Annotated in this window: 31 protein-coding genes, 1 pseudogene and 1 other annotated feature; of the genes and pseudogenes, 20 read left to right on the plus strand and 12 right to left on the minus strand. The window is 44.4% G+C overall.

Features of this window, described 5'->3' with window-relative positions; genetic code table 11:
• Positions 1–209 precede the first annotated feature (209 nt).
• Positions 210–710, plus strand: a complete 501-nt coding sequence (locus HRU77_04270; protein QOJ19978.1) for a hypothetical protein — start codon at positions 210–212, stop codon at positions 708–710.
• Here HRU77_04270 and HRU77_04275 read toward each other — a convergent pair.
• Entirely contained in the window at positions 669–914 is a 246-nt protein-coding gene (locus HRU77_04275; protein QOJ19979.1) for a helix-turn-helix domain-containing protein, read from the minus strand. The genes HRU77_04270 and HRU77_04275 overlap by 42 nt on opposite strands.
• Positions 915–961: 47 nt before the next feature.
• Here HRU77_04275 and HRU77_04280 point away from each other — a divergent pair, with 47 nt between their 5' ends.
• The 6 genes from HRU77_04280 (at position 962) to HRU77_04305 (ending at position 4,113) form a co-directional block, all read left to right on the plus strand.
• A complete protein-coding gene (locus HRU77_04280; protein ID QOJ19980.1) occupies positions 962–1,381 on the plus strand; it encodes a hypothetical protein in 420 nt (139 codons plus the stop codon).
• Positions 1,382–1,417: 36 nt separating this feature from the next.
• The gene (locus HRU77_04285; protein ID QOJ19981.1) at positions 1,418–2,062 is read left to right on the plus strand and encodes a hypothetical protein; all 645 of its coding nucleotides are present in this window, start codon (positions 1,418–1,420) and stop codon (positions 2,060–2,062) included.
• A gap of 6 nt (positions 2,063–2,068) precedes the next feature.
• Positions 2,069–2,488, plus strand: coding sequence for a thermonuclease family protein (locus tag HRU77_04290; GenBank protein QOJ19982.1), 420 nt, complete (start codon positions 2,069–2,071; stop codon positions 2,486–2,488).
• Between the two features lie 66 nt (positions 2,489–2,554).
• Positions 2,555–2,977 (plus strand): hypothetical protein, encoded by a 423-nt coding sequence (locus HRU77_04295; GenBank protein ID QOJ19983.1) that lies wholly within the window; start codon positions 2,555–2,557, stop codon positions 2,975–2,977.
• A complete protein-coding gene (locus tag HRU77_04300) occupies positions 2,974–3,525 on the plus strand; it encodes a hypothetical protein (protein ID QOJ19984.1) in 552 nt (183 codons plus the stop codon). Before HRU77_04295 ends, HRU77_04300 begins: the two co-directional genes overlap by 4 nt.
• Before the next feature lie 159 nt (positions 3,526–3,684).
• Positions 3,685–4,113 (plus strand): thermonuclease family protein, encoded by a 429-nt coding sequence (locus HRU77_04305; GenBank protein QOJ19985.1) that lies wholly within the window; start codon positions 3,685–3,687, stop codon positions 4,111–4,113.
• A gap of 346 nt (positions 4,114–4,459) precedes the next feature.
• On the opposite strand, the gene HRU77_04310 is transcribed toward HRU77_04305, so the two are convergent.
• Positions 4,460–4,942 (minus strand): DUF488 domain-containing protein, encoded by a 483-nt coding sequence (locus tag HRU77_04310; GenBank protein ID QOJ19986.1) that lies wholly within the window; start codon positions 4,940–4,942, stop codon positions 4,460–4,462.
• Between the two features lie 170 nt (positions 4,943–5,112).
• Entirely contained in the window at positions 5,113–5,310 is a 198-nt protein-coding gene (locus tag HRU77_04315; protein QOJ19987.1) for a hypothetical protein, read from the minus strand.
• Between the two features lie 275 nt (positions 5,311–5,585).
• Between HRU77_04315 and HRU77_04320 the strand changes: the two genes are divergently transcribed.
• Positions 5,586–5,924: a hypothetical protein gene (locus HRU77_04320; GenBank protein ID QOJ19988.1), complete on the plus strand. Its 339-nt coding sequence runs from the start codon at positions 5,586–5,588 to the stop codon at positions 5,922–5,924.
• Between the two features lie 142 nt (positions 5,925–6,066).
• Here HRU77_04320 and HRU77_04325 read toward each other — a convergent pair whose 3' ends face one another.
• From HRU77_04325 to HRU77_04345, 5 genes are all read right to left on the minus strand, one after another.
• The gene (locus tag HRU77_04325; GenBank protein QOJ19989.1) at positions 6,067–6,216 is read right to left on the minus strand and encodes a hypothetical protein; all 150 of its coding nucleotides are present in this window, start codon (positions 6,214–6,216) and stop codon (positions 6,067–6,069) included.
• A 13-nt stretch (positions 6,217–6,229) separates the two neighbouring features.
• Positions 6,230–6,553, minus strand: coding sequence for a hypothetical protein (locus HRU77_04330; protein QOJ19990.1), 324 nt, complete (start codon positions 6,551–6,553; stop codon positions 6,230–6,232).
• A gap of 208 nt (positions 6,554–6,761) precedes the next feature.
• On the minus strand, positions 6,762–7,640 hold the full coding sequence (locus tag HRU77_04335) for a flagellar brake protein (GenBank protein ID QOJ19991.1): 879 nt from the start codon (positions 7,638–7,640) through the stop codon (positions 6,762–6,764).
• Between the two features lie 286 nt (positions 7,641–7,926).
• Entirely contained in the window at positions 7,927–8,541 is a 615-nt protein-coding gene (locus tag HRU77_04340; protein QOJ19992.1) for an HD domain-containing protein, read from the minus strand.
• Between the two features lie 345 nt (positions 8,542–8,886).
• Positions 8,887–9,210, minus strand: a complete 324-nt coding sequence (locus HRU77_04345) for a DOPA 4,5-dioxygenase (GenBank protein ID QOJ19993.1) — start codon at positions 9,208–9,210, stop codon at positions 8,887–8,889.
• 423 nt (positions 9,211–9,633) lie between these two features.
• Between HRU77_04345 and HRU77_04350 the strand changes: the two genes are divergently transcribed.
• The 5 genes from HRU77_04350 to HRU77_04370 all read left to right on the plus strand — a co-directional run bounded on the left by HRU77_04350 (position 9,634) and on the right by HRU77_04370 (position 11,775).
• Positions 9,634–9,936 carry a hypothetical protein gene (locus HRU77_04350; protein QOJ19994.1) on the plus strand — a complete coding sequence of 101 codons (303 nt, stop codon included), beginning with the start codon at positions 9,634–9,636 and terminating at the stop codon, positions 9,934–9,936.
• A gap of 118 nt (positions 9,937–10,054) precedes the next feature.
• On the plus strand, positions 10,055–10,318 hold the full coding sequence (locus HRU77_04355; protein QOJ19995.1) for a hypothetical protein: 264 nt from the start codon (positions 10,055–10,057) through the stop codon (positions 10,316–10,318).
• A complete protein-coding gene (locus HRU77_04360) occupies positions 10,315–10,656 on the plus strand; it encodes a hypothetical protein (protein ID QOJ19996.1) in 342 nt (113 codons plus the stop codon). The genes HRU77_04355 and HRU77_04360 overlap by 4 nt, the downstream gene beginning before the upstream one ends.
• A 38-nt stretch (positions 10,657–10,694) precedes the next feature.
• Positions 10,695–11,540, plus strand: a complete 846-nt coding sequence (locus HRU77_04365; protein QOJ19997.1) for a DUF2303 family protein — start codon at positions 10,695–10,697, stop codon at positions 11,538–11,540.
• Positions 11,541–11,598: 58 nt separating this feature from the next.
• A complete protein-coding gene (locus HRU77_04370; GenBank protein QOJ19998.1) occupies positions 11,599–11,775 on the plus strand; it encodes a hypothetical protein in 177 nt (58 codons plus the stop codon).
• Positions 11,776–11,796: 21 nt separating this feature from the next.
• Here the strand turns inward: HRU77_04370 and HRU77_04375 are convergent, their stop codons facing one another.
• Positions 11,797–12,012, minus strand: coding sequence for a hypothetical protein (locus HRU77_04375; GenBank protein ID QOJ19999.1), 216 nt, complete (start codon positions 12,010–12,012; stop codon positions 11,797–11,799).
• A gap of 95 nt (positions 12,013–12,107) precedes the next feature.
• Positions 12,108–12,536, minus strand: coding sequence for a hypothetical protein (locus tag HRU77_04380; protein ID QOJ20000.1), 429 nt, complete (start codon positions 12,534–12,536; stop codon positions 12,108–12,110).
• A 298-nt stretch (positions 12,537–12,834) separates the two neighbouring features.
• On the opposite strand from HRU77_04380, the gene HRU77_04385 reads away from it, so the two are divergent.
• The 7 genes from HRU77_04385 to HRU77_04415 all read left to right on the plus strand — a co-directional run bounded on the left by HRU77_04385 (position 12,835) and on the right by HRU77_04415 (position 16,352).
• Positions 12,835–13,500 carry a KilA-N domain-containing protein gene (locus tag HRU77_04385; GenBank protein QOJ20001.1) on the plus strand — a complete coding sequence of 222 codons (666 nt, stop codon included), beginning with the start codon at positions 12,835–12,837 and terminating at the stop codon, positions 13,498–13,500.
• A gap of 215 nt (positions 13,501–13,715) precedes the next feature.
• Positions 13,716–13,949: a DUF4224 domain-containing protein gene (locus tag HRU77_04390; protein ID QOJ20002.1), complete on the plus strand. Its 234-nt coding sequence runs from the start codon at positions 13,716–13,718 to the stop codon at positions 13,947–13,949.
• Positions 13,924–14,949 carry a tyrosine-type recombinase/integrase gene (locus HRU77_04395; protein ID QOJ20003.1) on the plus strand — a complete coding sequence of 342 codons (1,026 nt, stop codon included), beginning with the start codon at positions 13,924–13,926 and terminating at the stop codon, positions 14,947–14,949. The genes HRU77_04390 and HRU77_04395 overlap by 26 nt, the downstream gene beginning before the upstream one ends.
• 121 nt (positions 14,950–15,070) lie before the next feature.
• Positions 15,071–15,277 (plus strand): hypothetical protein, encoded by a 207-nt coding sequence (locus tag HRU77_04400; GenBank protein ID QOJ20004.1) that lies wholly within the window; start codon positions 15,071–15,073, stop codon positions 15,275–15,277.
• Between the two features lie 232 nt (positions 15,278–15,509).
• Positions 15,510–15,653: a hypothetical protein gene (locus tag HRU77_04405; GenBank protein ID QOJ20005.1), complete on the plus strand. Its 144-nt coding sequence runs from the start codon at positions 15,510–15,512 to the stop codon at positions 15,651–15,653.
• A gap of 154 nt (positions 15,654–15,807) precedes the next feature.
• The gene (locus tag HRU77_04410; protein QOJ20006.1) at positions 15,808–16,131 is read left to right on the plus strand and encodes a hypothetical protein; all 324 of its coding nucleotides are present in this window, start codon (positions 15,808–15,810) and stop codon (positions 16,129–16,131) included.
• On the plus strand, positions 16,131–16,352 hold the full coding sequence (locus HRU77_04415) for a PEP-CTERM sorting domain-containing protein (protein QOJ20007.1): 222 nt from the start codon (positions 16,131–16,133) through the stop codon (positions 16,350–16,352). The genes HRU77_04410 and HRU77_04415 overlap by 1 nt, the downstream gene beginning before the upstream one ends.
• 137 nt (positions 16,353–16,489) lie before the next feature.
• On the opposite strand, the pseudogene HRU77_04420 reads toward HRU77_04415, so the two are convergent.
• Both HRU77_04420 and HRU77_04425 read right to left on the minus strand, forming a co-directional pair.
• Positions 16,490–17,710, minus strand: a pseudogene (locus HRU77_04420) (IS3 family transposase).
• Positions 17,315–17,431: a sequence feature (AL1L pseudoknot), on the minus strand. It overlaps the preceding pseudogene by 117 nt.
• A gap of 102 nt (positions 17,711–17,812) precedes the next feature.
• Positions 17,813–19,537: an MCP four helix bundle domain-containing protein gene (locus HRU77_04425; protein ID QOJ20008.1), complete on the minus strand. Its 1,725-nt coding sequence runs from the start codon at positions 19,535–19,537 to the stop codon at positions 17,813–17,815.
• Between the last annotated feature and the right edge of the window lie 595 nt (positions 19,538–20,132).

Below are 20,132 nucleotides of genomic sequence, written 5' to 3' on the forward strand. Positions count from 1 at the left end.
TGCAACAACAAAGCAAAAAAACCTTGCAAAAACCTGCCGCCCCATGAAGAGAGGAAATAGGACGGCAGGGAACAGCTAAGGAGCATCATCATGACCGGCTCACCGGCATAGCACCGCTTTTAACCGAACGGGCGCGGCTGGCATACAAAAACTGTGTGACCCGGCTTAAGAAAAATTTACGATCATTTTCCCAACAAAGGATTACGCACATGTCAGAACCCGGCAAAAAAGAAGTCACGTTTGAAGATCTCGAACGCCGCCACCTTCATAACTTTCAAAGCGCCTATTTCAACTGGATCAAAAATATCGTTTCACTATCCGTCGGGTCCCTAACTGCACTAATAGCACTTCAGGGAAATTACCTTTCCAGTTCGCCTCAATTACCAATTTTCCTCGGTACATGTTGGAGTGGACTACTACTATCGATTCTCCTGGGCGTAAAGGCATTGTGGACAGAAGCCGGTATTCATCTGGATCAAGCCGATCAGATTCGAACCATGCGCGCACAGCACGGAGACGCTTATACAGCCAGCTATCTCGAAAAGAACGGCGGGGTTGGCTTCCCTCGGAGTCACACATGGTCTGTTCGTCTAATGGTTGCGTCATTTGTTTTGTCCCTTGTTTCACTTTGTATTTTTGCGGTCGTCAATTTGCTCTTTAAGAGCAAATTAAGCGGCGGTCTCCGATTCAGTTTGTTCTTGCGTGGCTAGCTCGGGCCAGATTTCGTGCCACCTGTCGCACAACTCCTTTCTACTAACCAAACCACCAGTTTCTTTCTCAATGATGATCATCCACTTAATGGGTATTGGCCGCTTTCCGCGTCTCCAGTTACTCAACGAAGGCGTAGGAACTCCAATCCTCTTTGAAAAAGAAATGGGCTTTTCGTGTGCGGTTAAATATTGATCTAAATTCATACAAATATATTAGCGCAGCGCTAATCTAACTGTCAAGCGCTGCGCTAATGGAAAAAATTAGCGTATTGCTATCTAATGCAAATATGAATTATCCAACTATTGAAGAAACTAGGCTTTCTAGGCTACTGATTCTCAAAGAAGAATATGGAAGCGTTGCTGCGCTTGCAGAGGTGTTAGGTATGTCGAATCCGTCGCAATTAAGCCAATGGATCAATAGATCACCTGACTCAAAAACTGGGAAACCGAGATCAATCAATAGCGCATCAGCTAGGGATATCGAGAAGAAAACAGGAAAACCAGCAGGCTGGATGGATCAGCCCGTCTATTCTGATAATGAAAAGCTAACGCACGCCATTGATATTCTTACAGGCTTACCAAAGAGCGAAATTGAAAAAATTGCCGGGATTATTGACATCTATCATCAGAGTGAAAAGAAAGTCATTAATGAAAACGGCAACCCAAAATAATGTCATCCAATTAAGCAACTGGTGCGAAATGGAACCATGCAAGTGCAAGCAATTATAATTAACCATAGTTTCGATATGTTAAAAATAGGCTGGTATAAACTCATCATATTGACTTCTGCATGCCTCTTTAATATTTCATGTGTTCAGACTGAGCAGCCACAAAAAATAGCAATTAAAGAAAAAATTAAATTCTTCTCATTTGTCGCCCCAGGAAAACTTGAAGATGCTCAGAAATCAGGGTTTACCTGCAAACGAACAACTGATAGAGCGAATTATGATTGCACTATCAAGGATAGTGAGTTATATGGAGTTATCCTTGATGCTCATATCAGGCTACATGAGTTCGGTGATGCCCCTGACAAACAGAAAAAATTTCAATATGCTGATGCCGACATGGGGTACTCAGAAATAGAATTAATAACGAGAAAACCATCCATATTTAAGAAAAAATGTAAGGACAATGATGAAATCAGTCTTGTGCACTTGGATGGAACAATTGAAAAAATCAATAATGTTGACTGCATTGAAGATAAGCGTGAAGTCTTTGATAAAGCTCTATTGAAAAATGGATGGACTAAAACTTATTACAAAGGCACGAACACCTACACGCACCAAGACATAAATTTAGTAATAAAACATGCTCTCGATTCAGAATCATTCAGAATAATCATGGAAAACTAGGGGTCAATGCTCTCAACAACCTTAATCTGCCTAGTTATCTCCATAACCGACGGCGACACGCTAAAAGCCACCTGTGACAATGAACAAGTAGTAATCCGACTTGCAGAAATTGACGCGCCAGAGAAGAAACAAGAATTTTACGTCGAATCAAAGAAATCACTATCTGATCTATGCTTGGATAAAAAAGCCAAAATCACCACACAAACCAAGGATCGATACAAGCGGATCATTGCTCGCATAAATTGCGATGGAGTTGACGCAAGTGAGGAGCAGGTTAAACGCGGCATGGCATGGGTTTATGATCGATATGCAACTGACCACAATTTGCATATGCTGCAAGATCATGCGCACGCGAAAAAGATTGGATTGTGGCAAACGCAATTGCCTATCGAACCTTGGAAATGGCGAAAAAAAATCAACGAATGACCGCGTTGCAATGCTCTCAGATTGGTGCGAAACAGAGCCATGTAAGTGCAAACACGAAGTAAGAAAATGACGAGCGATAATAAGGATAAAGACAATATACAGAACGAGAACGCAAAACTTGATGGTACAGATTTTCGCTTTTTCTTAACATTAAAGATTTTCGATTTATTACCCGTAATTTTTAATGCTATCGTCAAGATCACATTGGGCTATTTTTGTTATTTATCTATTGACGCTTTGGCTGGAAAAACTACAATCACGAATGTTGTACTTTCCTACCTAAAAGCAAAAGAAAGCGATTTTGGTATGCCATGGATATTGGCATTTATCTTCTTTTTGTGGGCTATTTTTGAACGCAAGGAGCGCAGAAGAAAAACAGAGCAATTACATAAACATAATAGAAAATTAGAAATGATAATTAATCCAGATAGATCAAGCAGCGGGCTCCTTCCAACTGGAGAAACTAACCCCAAGGACGAAAGAATATGACGATACCTGTTCTTATAGAGCTTCTGGAATTATTCTTGGCGATTATAATACTTACGGTATTTTTCCATGGGCCGTGGCAATCCCTAATTATTGATATGACAAGGCAGCGTCTGTTTGAAGCAAGAGATAAATTATTTCTTTATGCTGCTAGAGGTAATATAGACTTCAAATCTACGGCATACAACCAAATCAGAGATCATATTAACAACTCAATTCGTCTTTGTCACAGAATTAGTATTCTCAGTTATATATCAGTTGGTTTTTCCAAACAAAGAAATACTGATAGTAAGCATCATAAAGACTCGATACAGAAAACTCTGGCGTCCATTGATGATATATCCATCAGAACCAAACTAAATGACATAATAACTGAAGTGACTATAAGTTTACTGTTACTGATCATATTGCGTTCGTTCATTATGTTGATAATTGTTGTTATAGTAAGCCCGATACTGATGCTCCAAATGTTATTAAGAGGGCAATATCAGAAAATATTAATGCGCATCAGCGCCACAATTGAGCGTGATATCAGAATGGGCGATACATAACCACCCTTCACTATTAAACCAGGTCTAAAGCAAAGATTGCTGCGCGAGTTTGCATGATAGTGCGTAAACACCAATAAATCCAAGCGATACTGCTAGCGAGGTTGGGGGTTGCTAATTTTTAAAGCCAAAACAAAATTGTATTCATAAGAGGAATACTGAATGCTGACCACTGCACTAATGTGTTTCGTTATTTTCGTGACCGATGGGGATACATTGGTTGCAAGTTGCGATCATCATCAAATAGTTGTTCGGCTCGCTGAGATTGATGCCCCGGAAAAACGCCAAAGATTCGCTCTTAACTCAAAATTATCTTTATCGGAAATTTGTTTAAATAAAAATGCTGAAATAGTGCCAAAAAGCAAAGATGATCGCGGACGCACTATTGCCTATGTGACATGTGAAGGAATAAATGCTAACACCGAGCAAATTAAACGCGGCATGGCTTGGGTTTTTGATAAATATGTAACTAATAATGGATTGTACGACATACAAAATAAAGCAAAATCATCGCAATCTGGATTATGGGGATTAGATTCCCCTATCCCGCCTTGGGAGTGGAGAAAAAACACCCCAGCGCCCAAACTATGATGTGAAATATGAAAGACAAGGATCAATCAATGCCACTTTCACGCTCACAAAAGTTGCTAAAAACTTTCGCTTGAGCATCGCTCGATAACCACCCGCCTACCAGATGCTGCTGGCAGAACTTTGGTTGCTGGGGTTTATGGAACCAGGTAAACGGAGAAATAAAGAAGCGCGTTCCTCATAGGAAAAGGAACGCGCCATTAAAAAGGATGTTTAGAATTCCCAGATCCCCGGACAATAAAGGTAAACCGGGTAACTGGGAGGCCCTTACTCCTGAAGGGAACACAGGCCGGACGGAACTATACCAACCTGCTTATGAAGTTTTTGTGAGAACAAGGATGCTATCCGCCTAAGCGAATGCCAATCGAAGAGATTCAGAGGTCGCTCTTTTAGTAGCCGGCGCCACGATATGTTTAACTTCAGCATCACAATAATCGCGCACAGCATTAGCCACCATCGACCGGTGACAAAAATTAAAATCAGCTTCATAACAAAGCAATGCACAGCTCGAAGATGCTACCAAGCTGGATAGCTCAGCAATAGAGGAATGCTGCGTTTTCAGGTAATTGAGAAATCCTTCAGTATAACGCCCCCAATCACCATCTTGCCGATAACGGTATCGCACCGTTTTAGGGCAACCAAGCTTAACCATATGAACGTACTCAAACCCTGAAAGATTCAAGACATTAGTCAAAGTTTTCTTAGAAAATCCAGGCTTGCGTGACAAGGGCATCTCGCGAACATCAACGACAGTTTCAATGTCGTTTTCAGCAAGCAACGCCATAAATGCATCAATATCTAAGCCTTCGTACCCTATCGTACTTATTATCATTGTTAAATCCCCCTTTCCGGATTCTATCAGAGGATTTATTCCATTGACGAGAACTAACGGCTATATTGCTAACAACAATGAAATTCTATTGTTTACCAAACAAAAACCCCGTGGATCGGAAACCGCCCCACAGGGTCAAGTACTATCAGTCTAATCTTCGCTTATGTTGCTCAGCCCAAAGCTTTGCGCGAAGGATATCTTTTATCTCTTAAAGTGCTACTAATAGCAGCTATTGCAAGATAGCCTGTGAAAAATAATACGCCCGCGTCCACTCCTACAAATAATGCAAGACTAACTAAAGTCAAGAAACATATCAGACCTAGACCAAGGGTAGTCGTGGTGTTGTTACTAGCATGATTTGTATTCATTTTTAGCTCTCCTGAAAAAGTTTATCAATAAACCATCAGTTGCTATTAGAGCACAAACTTAACGAAAAGTTAACAAATAATTCACAAATAATTCACAAATAATTTGTAACGATTTCCTCAGCTACAGGAAGCAATCACAAATTCTTTTTCACATCTGATCGTATATGCCATACAAACCTGCACCAGCGGGTTTTTTGTTGTCTAAAATGTGATGGAAATGATTTTCTGTTAAAAAATGGAATCGCGAACAACTTCTTTAAAATGGGAGTATTCAAATGCACAAAACTATTACCGGCTTACTAGCAGCTTTAATATCTGGATCTGTTTATATAACGAGTTCAGCGGCTTTTGCTCAATCTACCCCGCCATTAGGCTTGCCAATCAAAGAACGGATCGATACTTCAATATCTGAACGCATTCCAGAAGAGATTGATACGTCAATATCTGAACACAATCAACAAGAGATCGATGGACGGTCTGAAACAACAAATTACCATGAAAAAGAGGTGAAGCAAAAAGATAATTCTGCAACTCCTCCACCTTTAACAAAACCTATTTTAGAAGAAAATCCAGACAATTCAATAGGGCCAAATAGTAAATACAGATATCCATAGGATCAATAGTGAATAAACATATACTGGTCAAATTGCGCCAAATTTATGTTTTAACAATAAGTTGCATTTAATTTCCACCAAACCCGCCCCGAGCGGGTTTTTATTTACTGAATAACCTCTCTAATTGGTATTGAATACGAATTTATTCCCCTAATTTGATATCTTTTATCCTGATCGCTTCCAAGGCATCGAATTTTTGGGGATCCATCATTTCTTCCAGTAATTTCTTGATGTCCGCAATACTGGTTTTATGTAAACTTATTTCTAATTCAACCGTCACCTCGACTTTCATAAGCTACCCCCATTTATTTGCATTTGATAAATAGATTCCGGGTGATTGTTGTACCGGAATATGACGAATATCCGACCGATGGTGATTGTGTACTTGCGCCAAGTTCACTGATTGCTTGAAGGAAAGGAACAACATCACCCTGCTGATTCAGCAGGTGATACCCGCGCGCGCCGCAAATCTCCCCTGCTTTCTCAAGGCAGTAGCTATAGTTCAATCCGGAGCCACTACAGTTGATGTTATGCCCTTTGGTTCCATCAGCCAGAAACACTTCTCTGGAAGTAACACAACCTTGAAGCATTGCGGCAAAGACGATAAGAATAAAAAGTGATCGAGACATATTTGTTCCTTCTAATTATTTGATCACAAATCCACTATGCGGGAGCATAGCCACTTCCCGACTCGATTTTATACCACATCGCAGTGACGCTGTTAGTTCTCAGTGCCATTAAAAATCAGACAGCATCTACTCTCCCCCTCACAAACAAAAAACCCGTAGAACGTAGTCCTTACCTGCAGGGATGTTAAGCAAAATGACCATGAGTAATTTAGATAATGATCGTAGGATCCTTCACAATTTCCTGATGCACAAAACTACGCAAAGCCGAGACTTGTTCAGCGCTCGGATTGACGAACTCAACGCCGTGGCAAAATAGCAAATCAGATTTTATATTCGAGGACTTAATATTCGCCCTCAACAACATGGGAATATTCCGTTCTTCAAATTGCAATTCAAAAGACAGCTCCAACTTTTCGTTAGGTTTTAATCCCAGATCGTCTTGTACAGTAATCTGTGCGCCGCTCGCACTCAAATTGGTGATTAAAATTTGCGCGATGGTTACATCGGCTTCCGCTCTGATTTCAGTTCTAATCCGTCTCGATTTCCGGATTATCTGACCATTGATCTGCTTGGGGAAAGATAAGCAAAGACATTTGAAGGGATGCTTGATCACATGATCGACGAAAACTTTAAAGCTGAATGCATTTTGCCCATTAAAGAAATTGGCCTGCATTTGATCGCCTTCCACAAATGGAGCCCCTACCATTTGATCGGTTGCTGGCAAAGAAACCATCAACGTTACTTTAGGGATATATCCGATCACGGTCACCATGCAAGTACCGTTCTTTGAAAAACATAGGCTTTTTGTATTGGATTGCGGCTTTAACAGCAACTTATCGCCGACCTTAAGCTGCATATCGCTAAAATCAAAAAAGGCCGGGTAATTATCGTTCGGCCCGTCATGATTTAATTGATTTTCTTTGCATTGAAAGAAAATTTTTCTATCGGGCAGTTTTCTCAGCTCATCCGGAGTTTTAAATATATGCCCCCGCTCTCGCAGCACTGCGTGATTTTGATCTACTAAATTATGTGGTAATGGCTGGCCGATTTTTAAATCGGATAGCTGGATTTGCGTTAAATTCATCATCTCTATCTTAAAGAACAAGTGATGAGAATTACGTTAAATATATCGATAGCTTAAGTCGGAATATTCTGTTTTTATGTAGGATAATTCTTCTTTGCAAAGAAAGGAAATCACTTTAATCACGAATAAATAACAATTGCTTTCATAAAATAGTAGTGCAACCGGCAAGGTTATGGTCGACCAACCAACACCAATGCTTCATTGGTTAAATCCCTATTTCAAACACGCTGACTAGGACGCATGCAAATTCCCCTTTTGCAGCAATTTTCCGGTAAAAATTAACCAAAATTCACAACAACTTTATTTCACCAAATAACTTAAGTAAACGTGGGTCATATTGCTGTGAATCACGCCGCATGATTAGCAATGCTTCTTCAGCCGTCACGCCCTTGTGATATGGCCTGCTCATCGTTAATGCATCGTAAGAATCCAAAATCCTGACAGCTCTCGCTAACAAAGGAATGTCATCCCCGGATAAACCCTCTGGATAGCCGCTGCCGTCATAGTTTTCATGATGATAGAGAACGATGTCTGTAATGCGTGAATCCAGGTTCAATGGACTCAGAAGCTTACAACCGATTTCAGTATGTTGCTGGATCAGCAAAAACTCGCTGGTGGTCAACTGCGATGGCTTGTTTATGATGTAGTCACTAATATGCAGCTTACCAATATCATGCATGCCGGCGCCAATAGCCAGAAACTCGGATTCTTCCAATGACAACCCGATTAGTTTGGCGAATGAAACCGTATTTCTCCTCATCCGCTGCTGATGTCCGCCAAGATCCGGATAACGTCCATCGATGATGCCATTGACAAAGTTTAAGGCAACGACAGGATCTATTGTTTCCAAAACAAGATCATCGGAATATGGTGATGGGATAGAAGCATGTGAATAATTTTGCATGGCAATCCTCTCAGGTTAAATTTCAGAACGAACGAACCAAGCCATAAACGGATTATCAAAAAATATATTTTGTCAGCGTATTCTTTTTCCCCCTTGGCATAAAGATTGCTGTCTGTAGGATTCCGCTGAACTGAGCAGCGCGCAAAATATAAATAGCGGCAGGGATTTCTCCAGCCAAAAAGAATTCTATGAGCATCAAACAAAAAACCCCGTGGAACGTAACGGAGAACGTTCCACGGGGCCGTTTGCTTTTGAAACAGGATGATGTATGCAAAAATAATAGCGGCACATGCGCTTCAAACTTTAGCAACAAGCAAATTCTATTGCCTCAGCTGCACAAATTAACTACAAAGCATCGAAATTAAGAGGCAACCTTTCCCCCAACCAGCGGGCAAAAATGGTATGTGCCGCCAATTTATCTTCCTGAGCAGGGTGAATCAAAACGGATAACCCTGCCCTTTTCCGGTCAATGATGCGAGCAACGGCGCCGATACTGGATGAAGGAATATGAACCACAAACATCGGTTTGGGGTGCGGCCCGGAAGGATCGAGCATCAACTCGCTGACATGCGCCGCTTGCGGAATGGCATAGATCAGATTATCTCTGACTTTTTCCGCCAGCACGCTTTCATTTTTCGAAAAATAGATATGCGCGTGAAAAGTTTCCATTTTATTTTCCTTATTATCAGTTTTTCCCGCCATCGCAATTAAGCAGCTATTGCAGCGCTCATAGCCCTTTGCAATAGAGAGGTCATCTACGGATCAAGTTCACAAATTGTTTTGTCAGTAATTTCTTATTTATTTGCAAGCAACAAAGCGCCTCCCTGTAGGGTTCAATGACATTCAACGCATTGATTACTCTCATTTAGAAAATTTGAACACGACAACCCCGCCTTAGATCGCAGCACCCTTCCCTATCAGCCATCCGGTAGCGCGATCTCAACTAAAACTCAAATTTCAGGTAATCACAAATAATTTAGCGTTACGCTATTGACACTATCTTAGCGCCTCGCTAATATTTAACTATCAACCAGCCACTACAAGTCGTGAAAGCAGGTGAGGTTGATAACCGAAACTACTTTGGAGAATCCCATGAGAAAAATTGTAATTGCTTTATCGATGTTGATTGCCGCGCCGGTTATGGCGGCGGATTACTGGAAAATGACCGGTGTCATGGCGGTTTATTCCGGCCCGTTTGGCAGTCCTTACTCAGCGCCGATAGTCAACGAAACCCGCTACAAATCAGCAGCCGCTTGCGATGCGGCAATTAACCAGATTACCCAGTCTCACCCGAGATACACAGCGATAAACAACGAAGGTGTGATGCTGCCAGCAAGCAAAGCCACCAACGGCTGGGTTGCCGCCGCGGCTGCTTGCATCAAACAGACTGAATAATCCCAAGGCTACCTCCTTAAGCCGTGCACTCGGTGGGGCCTGTGGAAGCCAGGCAATTAAATAACCAAAAGCGCGAGGTGAGAAATGATCAAGCGCAAAGAAAATCGGAGTTAATGCAATGAACACCCTTTCAATAATAGATTTAGAAAACCGCCTGCGCGGTTGGGTATGCCAGCAACCGGGCCCGGTCACCGCGGAAGAAGCGGCAGAATTTCTAGGCATGCCGCAGGACTCGGATGGCACTTATTACGCCATCCCCGGAATCGGCAAAGCACTGGAAAACATAGGCTGCGAAAAGGAAGTATTAATCCACTACTGGCCACCAGTCATGAAGTTGGATCAACCGGAACAATCGCAATTAACCCATAAGGAGCAATCATGAGTAAACCGATCACAGACACGATGCATCACATCGGCAATGGATTCTTTATCAGCACCGCCAGCGACAAATTTAAGGAGCTGATTAAAAAGGTAGACGAAACCAACAAACCGGGAAAGATCGATCTAACGATCAGTGTTAAGAAACTGTTAAAAACCGGCGCCATGCATGTCACCGGCAAAGTAAAAGCAACCATGCCGGCGGATGAGCCAATGGAAACCGTTTTATTCACAACGGACGACTGCAGCCTATCGGTAGACAACCCGAGACAGCAGAAACTTGAGCTGAAAGTGGTTGACGAGCAAAAGCAAGAACCCAAAACCATCGAAGCAACCAATTAATAGCCACCAACTTCACAACAAACACCACAGGATAATATATGGATACCGTAAAAAATAGCAAAACTCAGGAAATCGTGGAACTCGCATCTAAAATTCAACCGGTCGAAATAGTCAGCAATGGACCATTTAAACGTGTGGCATTGCCGCCAGGATGGAAGCTTGAGGAAAAAAACGACCAAATCTTGCAGGAAAAACCATTAAGAAAATCGGGACTGATCACACTTGACGATTTTGAAAGTTTCATAGCCTACATAAACAGGCATAAAGTTGAACTAGAAACGGTCATTTATTGCGACGCCGATTATGAAAAATCAAAAATCAGATTTACATGCATCTTCGACGATCACTCATCCGGTTCGGACGGGCAAAATTGGCAAGCTTTCAAAGCAAATTACAACCCGCTATTTTCAGAGGAATGGAATCGTTGGATAAGCAACGATGAGCAACGTTTATCACAATTTGAATTCGCCAAATTTATTGAAAATAACCTTGACGACATAGCCGCGGTTGAAAACATGCCGAGCGGCCAGCAATTGCTTGAAATGGCGCTATCTTTCCAGGCAAGCCAAGACATGAAACTGAAATCATCGATCAGGCTGCAAGATGGCGGCGTAAATATGACGTTTGTCGAAGAAAGCGACCAAGCCACCATGAAGCAGATGAAATTTTTCGAGCAAATCGCAATCGGCATTCCCGTCTTCTGGAACGGCACACCGTACCAAATAAAAGCACGTTTGCGGTTCCGCCCAAACGGCGGATCGCCTCAATTCTGGTTCGAATTGATCAGAGCGGACAAAGTCATTGAAGACGCCACAAAAACAATGATAGAAAAAATCAAATCAGAAACCGGCCTACCACTCTACTTCGGAAAAACGGAACGATAAGGCTCATCCACCAGCCAAACAACCACATAACTGCAATGCAATTAATGGAGAAAACACCATGATTCCATTTGACACAAAGGACTACCGCGCACCCAGAAGCTCATTCGGAACATCCGTATGGTGCATTCTAGGAATCATCGCAATCGTTATGCTACTTGGCTGGATGGGCGATCGCGACCGGGAAGCGCATGTGAAGCTCGTGCAGGAAGCGGCTGCGGCTCGTTGCGTGAACTAAATCAATAACACCCTGAAAAAGTTAATTAAACCAGCCGAACCCTTTAGCCATCATGCCCGCAAGACCGAGAGCAACAGCAATGATAGCCCCAAACAATACACGAAAATCTTTTTCCCGATTTTCCCGTATGCCGATTAATTCCGAGCGGATGCCACGCATATCTGTTCTGATTTCTTTAATATCAGACTCGATATGCGAAACAGATGCTTCTAGTTTTGCCACTCTATCTTCGTTCATGGTTTCTCCTTTGTTGAAAATGAGTTGGTCGAACTCTCATTCTATCAACATTGGGGAAGCCGCCCGATTATCATGCATTTGACAACTACCGTTAATCATGCGCCTTTTTGCATTGGATCGAACATAACGAATGATTCTGCACCGCAATCATTGCACGTGTATTTGATCTCTATGACGCCACAGTCACCAAAGGTTTCGTGTGGTCTGCTGCCGGTTCTTTTTAGCTTGTTTGATCCGCAATTGGAACAAGAATCATTATGAGGATTTGAATTATGGAAAATTTTATTCTTCTCTTGCAACTGGCGGTTCTCGAATTTGAGCTTTTCATTAATAAGCTGAAGGTCAGATATTTCATGCTTAAGATTAAGTATTTGACTCTCAAGTACGAGGATTTTCTTTTCTTTCGCGGCGTTCTCTTTGCAGAGTATGTCATGTTGATCTCTCAGAAGAAGGATGCGCTCCTTAAGTATCGTAGAAGATCCGTGTTCGTTGATAAGTCTCTCGATCTCAGTAAAGATGCTCATGATAATGCCAGGGGAAAGGATTGATATGAAAGCCGCAGCCTACAACAATTCGATTTTGTTGACAAATCCAATCGCGCGGGCTTATCCTTCCGCTCAGGTGCTTCAAACACCCAAGCAAAGCGGAACCCCGCGCCCGAAAGAATGCGGTTTTTTTACGCCCATTGTTTTTTCAATGGTCGGGCGTGCAGAGAATAAAACACCCGAAAGGGGAATAATCTCGCCTGACTTTGCCAGGTTTGAAGCGCCCGATCACCCGCATTTCGCTGATGGTCAACTCCCTTCAAAGGAGCAAAGAATCATGACCGCATTAACCATTCTCACGACCAAAATCCGTCAACTCGATGGATTGTATTCCCTTAATGATTTGCACAAAGCCGCTGGCGGCGAAGAAAAGCACGCGCCAACTAATTTCATGCGGCTTGATCAAACCCAAGCGCTAATTGAAGAAATCAAATCTGCAGAAATGCAGATTTGCACAAAAACCGTTCGTGGCGGTCAAGGCGGCACCTACGTCTGCCGCGAACTGGTCTACGCCTATGCCATGTGGATCAGCGCCAAATTCCACCTGCAAGTCATCCGCGCATTCGATGCGCTCCATAACCCGGCCGATCGAACCGCCCAGATGGAAGAAATCGGGAAAGTATTCGAGAAGCAATACCAAAAACTCAGAAAACAGTACAACTACCCGCGCGAGCTGCTGGAACAATCCGGCTTCGTCTCGGCGGACGGCAAACACCCGGCCAGGCTGAATATGTCCATGCTGGCGAATACTAAGGCATTTATTTCCCCACTGATGCACCTGCTCAACGAAATGCGCATTGACGGCCACGACGTATCCGCACCCTGGGATGAGTTTATCGCCATGCGGGAGGCGCTCATTGCAGCGGACAAAGCACTGGAAAAGATTTACATGGAAGCACTACAAGTTAATTTCAGATCGGCCAGTACGGCGGGGAATAAATAATCACTTGGGAAATATAAGTGTTTCCACGTACATATAAATTACTCAAAGGATGAAATAATGAAAGTGTCATGTTTTACTATTCTCGAGTTTCATGACATACCGCACCAGCCAGCGCACTCGCGTAGCCGGATGGCTGGAAGACTTCACACCCCGGCGCATCTTTGCACCTTCCCTTCTCTCTTTTGATGCGCCGGCACCACCTCGTTTAGATCGCCATGAGCGTATTCTTAGAAAAATCCGATGTAGCCATCTTGACCGGCAGAAAATCAAAAACCGGTCAGATTGACGCGCTACGTAAAATGGGAATACCATTTTTTATTAATGCCTGCGGCTGCGCTGTCGTCACCCGATCGGCAGTTGAAGGCCGCTTTGATAAAGAAGAAATACCCGATAAACCATGGACACCAGCGGTATTGCAGCAAAATGGGGCGCGTACCAACAGTAAATAAAAACCTCCCGAAAGGTATCCGCGCCCGCAAGCGCGGCGCCAAGGTGTGGTATTACTACGACGCCGGCGGAAAACCACGCAAAGAAATACCGCTGGGCAGTGATTATGCAATGGCCGTCAAGAAATGGGCGGAGCTGGAAATTGATGCAACCCCGCGCCACGCGGCGATCATAACCTTCCGCTACGCCGCCGAACGTTATACAAAAGAAGTCATCCCGACAAAAGCGCCATCCACACAAAAAGGTAATTTAAGAGAGCTCGCCTGGTTATACAAATTCTTTGACAACCCGCCCGCGCCGCTGGAGAAAATAGAACCGATCAACATCCGGCAGTATCTCGATTGGCGCGGCAATATTCGCGGCAAACGCGAAAAGGCGTTATTCAGCCACATATGGAACAAAGCCAGGGAATGGGGTTACACCAATCTGCAAAACCCCTGCGCCGGTATAAAAGGAGCAACTGAAAAAGGGCGCAAAGATATTTATATCGAAGATTCGGTTTTCGATGCAGTCTACAGCAAAGCCAGCCAGCCGCTGCGCGATGCAATGGACATGGCCTACCTGACCGGCCAACGCCCTTCGGACATACTGAAAATGACCGAACAGGACATTACCAATGACAATATCCTGCACGTCACACAAAACAAAACCAAAGCGAAACTGAGAATCAGCATTGAAGGAGAACTGGCCGGTCTCATCAAGAGAATCCATGCCAGAAAATCAACTTACAAAGTGCGCAGCTTCGCGCTGATTGTCGATGACAAAGGACAAAGAATCACTTCAGACACACTGCGCAGCCACTTTGACCGCGCCCGTGAAGCCGCAGGAATCCCCAAGAAATCGTTCCAGTTCCGCGATCTGCGCGCAAAAGCTGCAACAGACAAAACCGAATTAAGCGGAGATATCCGGCAAGCCCAAAAACAACTCGGCCACACCACAATCACCATGACGGAACAGTATGTGAGAGACCGCAAAGGCAACAAAGTTACACCCACAAAATAGCCAAAAAGAGATGCTCAAAACAGTAAATTTTGTTCCGCAAAAAAAAAGACACCCGCATGGATAAAGGATTTCAGAGGATCATTTTTTTTCGTTTGCGGAACGGATTACGAGAAATAACAATATGATTGCAAGTAATAACCGCGCAAACTTAAAATCCCTCGGGCCTAAAACGCCCGTGCCGGTTCGATTCCGGCTCCGGGCACCAAATACAGCAAGTTATCCGGATTCTCAACCAAAAATTTTCCTGTCTGCCGCACAATTCTTAAAAATCCGAATCATCGGCATAAAACTGCTGGCGGCAAGAGTAAGCACCGCTCAATATCTTTAAGTCATTAAGACTTCCCTTCACAATCCCATAATTAATCCCACATTACTGTAGGATTAATTTCTTTTAAAAATAATCAGGTTACTTATTTCAATAAGAAAGCTTTATCAGCAAAATGAAGCCGCAGTTCGGTAATAGTCGTTATTTGTCTGTTTCAAACCCCTTAAAGGAGTAGCGATTATGAAATTAGAATTAAGAACAGACTGTATTGCCCAAACCTTTGTTATCATTTTATGTGGAGCTGCTGTTACAACAAGTACAGGCTGCGCCGGTTTTCATTACTGACGGTGCCGGCACTTCCGCCACCATCGCCGATGCCGGTTATTTCCAGCCTGGCGGCATCGGTTTGAGCTATTTAGGACGGGAATTTGTCAATTGAGATATTCTGGCGTCCAATTACACACTTGAAGCCAATGGCGGGGTCGTGGCGACAGCCGATGAAGTAGCGCTGAGTAATCCGCTGACATCAATTAATGTTGGAACTTTGGCCGGCGGTCAGGTAGCGGTCTCCACGAATCTCGGCGGCGGCGGCAATGGCTGGGGGTTCTGTTGAAACAGTCAGTATCCCTTCGCCTGGCCATGTTGCCGTCAAGGTACAATTGACAAACAATACTGGCGCTGATGCCACGGACGTGCATTGGGGCGTTGGTTTTGATCCGGATCAGAGCCGGGCAGTCGGTCTTGGAAATGGCACATTCAAAACCATTAATGCGGCCGGCACTCCCGATTCCTCCGTTTCGACAGCGACAGCGGATGGCGCCATGGTCACTCTAGCCAATACCACAGGCGCCGGAGCTTTCGATATGCGACCCTACATTGATCCGGCAAGCTGCTGCGCCCCCGTTCTTCCGGGGTAATGCTGGCTACGGCACAAGCGGCCGGATCTTATGGATTTTCGGGCAGCTCGATTAATATGGGCTACGATCTCCACACTATTCCGGCCGGCCACTCCGCGACAATAGGTTATGAATATGTCATGGCTGTTCCGGAACCGGAAACCTACGCCATGCTATTAGTTGGTTTGGGATTACTTGGAATTTCAGTGCGCCGCAAAAAAAGAGCTGTTGCGCAGCCTTAAGCCCAAACTCACAGTTTTATCGGAACGGGCGCTTAATGGCTTTGGCGCCCGCTCTGCTTTTTAACAATGCGCCTAAAGAGTTGAAAAAAATGAAGCTTTGAATCGCCCCGGATTTTCCGGAGACTATTTGTCTTGAGTCAAACCGTATTGGTTGGCTCCCTTAGTTGACGATAATATGCCATTTCAAATTCTGCCGGCGGGATATTTTCGATCGGCTCCAGTAACCGGCGATTGTTAAACCAATCGACCCATTCCAAGGTCGCAAACTCCACATCGTCGATATTGCGCCAAGGGCCGCGATGCCGGATAACCTCGGTCTTATATAGTCCGTTAACTGTTTCAGCCAGTGCATTGTCATAAGAATCCCCGACACTACCAACAGAAGCTTCAATATTGGCCTCAATCAGGCGTTCCGTATAGCGAATCGACAAATATTGACAACCGTGGTCGCTATGATGAATTAATCCCTCGATTTTCCGCCGCGCCCACAGTGCCTGTTCCAATGCATCCAGTACTAAATCGGTGCGCAATGACCGGCTGACCCGCCAGCCAACAATGTACCGGGCAGAAACATCAGTTATAAAAGCCACATAAACAAACCCCGTCCACGTTGCAACAAAGGTAATATCCGCGAACCACAGCTGATTCGGACGAGTGGCTACAAATTGCCGATTGACTTTGTCGGCTGGACAGGCAAGTAAGTCATCTGCAACGGTTGTCCGGCACCTCTTACCGCGCCGGATACCTTGCATCCCAAGCTTCTTCATCAACCGCTCAACGGTGCAACGGGCAACGCCAATGCCTTCTCGCAACAATTGCCGCCATACTTTACGAGCACCATAAACCCGGAAGTTGCTTTCCCAAATCCGTTGTATTTCAGTCGCCAGCTTTATATCCCGCTTGATACGTTCGGGCAATCGATCCGGATCCCGCTTGCGCCTTTTGTATTCATAATAATTCGACGGAGCAATCCGGATTTGTCTACAGATTGGCTCGACTCCGTATGCCGCTTTATTTCTATCGACAAATACCATTGTCATTTCGACCGGCGGTCGAGCTCCGCCTGTGCGAAATATGCCGATGCCTTACGCAATATTTCGTTGGCACGCTTTAATTCCCGATTTTCCCGTTCCAATTCCTTGAGCCGCTCACGATCCGATCGTCGACAGTCCGCCTCGAATTCCCTGATCCCTCTCCGCTCTTCTTACCCATGTCCGCAACGTTTCCGCCGTGCAGCCAATCTTCGATGCTATCGATTTGAGCGCCGACCATTGCGATTCATGCTCCTTTTGCTGCTCGAATACCAATCTTACCGCTCGTTCCCGTACTTCCGGTGAATAACTGATTTGATTCTTCATCTTCTCCTCCTCTCAAATCATTTTATCTCCGGAAATCCCGGGGCGATTCAATTTTCTCTTATGAAACCGGACCAACACTTACTCCGTAATCAATAATTACCTTCAAAACTCTTCCCAGTCGCCACCGCCGCCAGCTGCCACTTTCCGGGATGAAACCGGTACTGATGCGGAAGTAGCAGCGGGATAGATTGCGGTCTTCTTGATCGCAGGCGCGCGATTGGGCAGCTTTGCAGCCGGCCGGTTGCTTCTTTTGACTGGTTGGACTACGCCAGAATCGCCGCTCTCCGACAATTTAAACACACTAACTGCTCGCGCAAGTGCTTGCGCCTGATCCTGCATGGATTCTGCCGCTGTTGCCGCCTGTTCAACCAAAGTCGCATTTTGTTGTGTAACTTCGTCCATTTGTGTGACCGCCTGATTAACTTGCTCAATTCCGGAATGCTGTTCTTGCGATGCGGCAGAAATCTCGCTCATGATGTCGGTCACGCGCTTAACTGCGGTTACGATTTCATCCATAGTGGTGCCCGCTTCATCGACCAGGCGGCTGCCGTTTTCCACTTTGGCGACAGAATCGCTGATCAGTTCTTTGATTTCCTTTGCTGCCGTTGCGGAACGCTGCGCCAACGTGCGTACTTCCGACGCCACTACGGCAAAACCGCGTCCCTGCTCCCCAGCGCGCGCCGCTTCAACCGACGCATTCAGCGCCAATATATTGGTTTGGAATGCGATGCTGTCAATGACGCTAATGATATCAACGATTTTTTTCGAGCTTTCATTTATCGAATTCATGGTATGCACCACCTGGCCGACCACTGCTCCTCCCCTCACTGCAACTTCTGAGGCGCCCGCGGCCAGTTGATTAGCCTGACGCGCATTGTCCGCATTTTGTTTGACAGTCGAAGTCAGCTCTTCCATAGAGCTTGCCGTTTCTTCCAGACTGGATGCTTGCTCCTCAGTACGATGGCTTAAATCCGAGCTGCCCGATGCGATTTCACCGGCCGCTGTCCTGATCTGATTGGCATCCAACCGCACTTTCCCAACCAAATCGACCAAGTTATCATTCATTGCTTTCAGCGCATTGATCAAACGTCCGAATCCATTTACCGTTGAACGCGACTCGATCCGGGTGGACAAATCACCCGCGGCAACCGCATTGGCAATGGCGATCGCTTCGTGCAGCGGGTTCACAATGCCGCGCAGCAGAATGTATCCGAGCACACAAGCAAACAGCACTCCCAAGCTAATCGTAACGACCATGATCATGAAAATGGAGCTGTAATTGCTCACCGCACCGCCGTACTCATTGGCAGCGACTTTGCCTTGCAAAGTAATCATACTGTAGATTGTTTCATGCAAACGGTAAAACAGCGGTTCGGCTTCTTCTTTAAGGCTTTTTGCCGCGCCGTCGAAATCACCGGCCATTGCCATCCCGAATACTTTATTGACTGACGCTACATAGGCGGCATGCAATCGCAGTTTTTCCTTGGCAAGCAGCGCTTCCTCGGCAGTCAATTGGGTTAACATAAATTTTGCCCAAATTTCTTCGGCACGTTTAATCGTCTGCGAAGTTTCTTCCGATTTCTCTCTCGCAAATTCCCTGCTTTTTGTGGTTACCACAATGGTCGCGTTCTTACGCACAATTTCCCATATATCGTTAATCGTCGCCAGGTCGACGGCAGGTACTGTGCGGTCTTGATAGACCGTTCTTAATCCTTCATTCGATTGCTTTATCCCATGCAAACCCAGCGCGCCGATAGCAATCAGCAATACCGACAGAAGGCCGATTACGATAATCAGCTCCGTCTTCACTGTCATATCTTTAAACATCAGAATCTCCTATGTAATTTCTCTTAAGAATGGCTCCCTTTTGTGTTTTTATGTTGATTTATAATCCCATTCACAAAACAATTACGGATTAAGGCACAAGTTATTATGTCAGCATATTCTCATTCATTTATCGCAAACGACTTATTATTTTGTAGGACTATTCTTTATTAAAAGAATTGAATTATTTTCCTCTCTCTTTTCATTCTTCTGTCATAAGAATAAGCGGCTGCAGCGCGGTATAGATAGATACCGGCGGGGATGTGACACCAAACACTGGGAATACCTTGTTACGAAAATGTAGTATTGTCACCCAATTAAAAACTTCAGTAATAATTTTGCAAAGGACAAAAGGAACAAAACGATGATTGAGCTAGTGGGTTGGATTTGCCTCGTGATCTCTCTGGTACTAATGCTTTATCATAATTATATGTACACAAACTATGACGAAGCCTATAAATACATAAAAAGAAAGTATGGGGACAGGCTTTCGAAAATTGAACTTCCATCTAGGGAAGTTCATTTCAACTATGGACAGAAATTTTCACATTACACAGCCGGCTTCGCTGGCTTCTTGATCATTCTTAACTTACTTAAT

The organism is Gammaproteobacteria bacterium (genome assembly GCA_015709615.1).
Classification (GTDB): domain Bacteria; phylum Pseudomonadota; class Gammaproteobacteria; order Burkholderiales; family Nitrosomonadaceae; genus Nitrosomonas.